Genomic DNA, 2,443 nt, shown 5'->3' with positions numbered 1-2,443 from the left:
TCCTCGGTCGCGTCGTCGAGGCGTCCGTGACCGACCGCGCCGTCAAGGCCGCTGCCCAGACCCTGGATGCGGAGCCGGGTGACCGCGCCGATGAAGACCGCGCCGGTGCCGCTGTCGCCGCCCTCATCCAAGTCGGCCAGGCTGACGGTGACATCCACCCCGATGTCACCGTCAGCGACATCTACCTGCTGTTCTCCACCGCGCCCACCGACCAGCCACCGGCGGCTCGCGCCCGCTGGCTCGCCCTTGTCACGCCCGGGCTGACCACCCGCACCCGGGAAGCAGGGAACTGACGCAAGGGCCTCGGCAACGGGTCACACGGCACTGTCGGATCTGGTGAATATCGAACACGGCCGCGCCGAGGCGCTGTTCGAAGTCGTGTACATCCGCTGTCGCAACTCGGGTTCTGGCTCAGCTTTCGTGCAGTGGTCGCGGTGAGTGACGGATGAGCATCTCCGGGTGGTATGCGAAGTCGCCCGAAAATGGATGGTGGTCAGTGCCGCTGGGCTGACAGTCCGGGTCGTGGAAGACGTTGTACTCCGGCTGAAGGAGCTGTTGTTCCCGGCGATCGCGGACATCGCGGTGCTGTCGGTGGACGTGGATATCGGGAAGGTGCGCCTTGACGCGCAGTGCACCACGGCCGACGCTGTCTGCCCGGGATGCGGAGTCTGCTCGACCCGGGTTCACAGCTCCTATCTGCGGTTTCTCGCTGATGTCCCCAGCGCCGGACGAAGCGTCGTACTCCAGCTGCGGGTTCGGCGGTTCCGGTGCGGGAACACCAAGTGTCCACGTCAGACGTTCGTGGAGCGGACGTCCGGCCTCACCCGCAGGCACGGCCAGCGCACCGAACGACTGCGTTCCATCCTGACTGCAGTCGGCCTCGCCCTGGCTGGTCGAGCCGGCGCCCGCCTGGCTGCCGTGCTCGGCATATCCATCAGCCGGAGTACGGTCTTACGCCTGGTCGAGGCGCTACCCGAGCCGGAGGCGCCGACGCCGCGGGTGGTCGGCGTCGACGAGTACGCCACCCGCAAGGGCTGCCGCTACGGCACGGTCCTGGTGGACGTCGAGACCCGCCGGCCAATTGATCTCCTGCCTGATCGAGAAGCATCAAGCCTGGCCGCTTGGCCGCCTGGCCGCCTGGCTCGCCCAGCGGCCAGGGACCGAGGTTGTCTGCCGGGACCGCGCGCCGTTCTTCGCGGAGGGCGCCACAGCCGGGGCACCCCAGGCGACGCAGGTCGCCGACCGCTGGCACTTGTGGCACGACCTCGGGGAAGCTGCTGAGCGGGCAGTCGCCCGGCGCCGCCAGTGCCTTCGCGTCCTGGTCCCCGATCGCGAGGCGAAGGCCGAACCACCGACGCCGCCCGAGGAGAAGGCGGGCTCGCCATGGCGGAGCGAGCGGTTCGCCAACCGCATCCGGGCCAGGCACGCCACGGTCCACGCGCTGTTGGAAGCCGGCCACAGCCGCCGTTCCATCGGACGTCAGCTCCAGATGACCCACCGGACCGTTAAGAGCCTCGCCGAGGCTGCGAAGCCGGAAGATCTCTTTCGCGGCCAGTGGCAGCACAACCGGACCTGCGTCCTCGACGGGTACAAGCCCTACCTGGACGAACGCTGGGACGAGGGCTGTACCAACGCCTGGAAGCTCTGGGAAGCGATCGTTCCCTTGGGCTATCGAGGCAGCTACGGCCGGGTCAGCGCCTACCTGCGACAGAAGCGCACCTCGCCACGGCCGGTCACCGCGCAACCGCCTGCACCCCGCATGGTGACGAGATGGATCCTCAGCCGACCCGAAACGCTGACCGAGACCGAACAGCTCCGGCTCGAGGCCGTCCTGGCCGACTGCCCTGAACTCGATGCTCTGGCCCGCCACGTCCGGTCCTTCGCCCACATGCTCACCGAACGCCGGGGTGAGCGACTTCCGCAGTGGCTCGACGCCGTCCGCCAGGACGGCCTGCCCAGCCTCCACACCCTCGCGGCCGGCATCGACCGAGACCGCGACGCGGTCATCGCCGGCCTGACGCTGCCCTGGAACTCCGGAGTCGTCGAAGGCCACGTCGACAGGATCAAGATGCTCAAGCGCCAGATGTTCGGCCGCGCAGGCTTCGCCCTCCTGCGCAAACGGGTCCTGCTCACCCCGTAGTCATGCTGTCAGTCCCTGATGCGAGGATCCGGGCGACCTTACGCAAGGGGGATCAGCATGGGCACCTGGGATACCGGTCCCTTCGACAACGACACAGCCGCAGACTTCGCCAACGCCCTCGACGACGCAGAGCCCGAGGCGCGCGAAGCCCTGATCCGAGGTGTCGTCATCCGGACGATCGACGCCACCGGCTGTCTCACGGAAGCAGAAGAGGCGGTGGCCGCCGCTGCACTCATCGCGGCGCAATGTCCGGGAGGCGAACCCGTCGACATGTCCTGCGGTCCGGAAACACCGATGCCCGTG

General features: G+C 68.5%; 4 protein-coding genes. All 4 read left to right on the top strand.

Annotated elements, in window-relative coordinates; genetic code table 11:
* The coding region (locus tag CW362_RS42670) for an SbtR family transcriptional regulator (RefSeq protein ID WP_476756091.1) at window positions 1-293 on the top strand (293 nt) is incomplete at its 5' end.
* Between the two features lie 193 nt (window positions 294-486).
* Window positions 487-1,281, top strand: a complete 795-nt coding sequence (locus CW362_RS45830) for a transposase family protein (protein WP_420856906.1) — start codon at window positions 487-489, stop codon at window positions 1,279-1,281.
* A 208-nt stretch (window positions 1,282-1,489) separates the two neighbouring features.
* Window positions 1,490-2,140 (top strand): transposase, encoded by a 651-nt coding sequence (locus CW362_RS45825; protein WP_420856905.1) that lies wholly within the window; start codon window positions 1,490-1,492, stop codon window positions 2,138-2,140.
* A gap of 57 nt (window positions 2,141-2,197) precedes the next feature.
* A partial coding sequence (locus tag CW362_RS42660; protein ID WP_162684452.1) for a DUF4259 domain-containing protein occupies window positions 2,198-2,443 on the top strand: 246 nt, incomplete at its 3' end.

This window comes from Streptomyces populi (genome assembly GCF_002911015.1).
In the GTDB taxonomy this organism is placed as follows: domain Bacteria; phylum Actinomycetota; class Actinomycetes; order Streptomycetales; family Streptomycetaceae; genus Streptomyces; species Streptomyces populi.
Note: the sequence above shows the minus strand (reverse complement) of the source record. Positions and strands in the feature narration are given on the sequence as shown.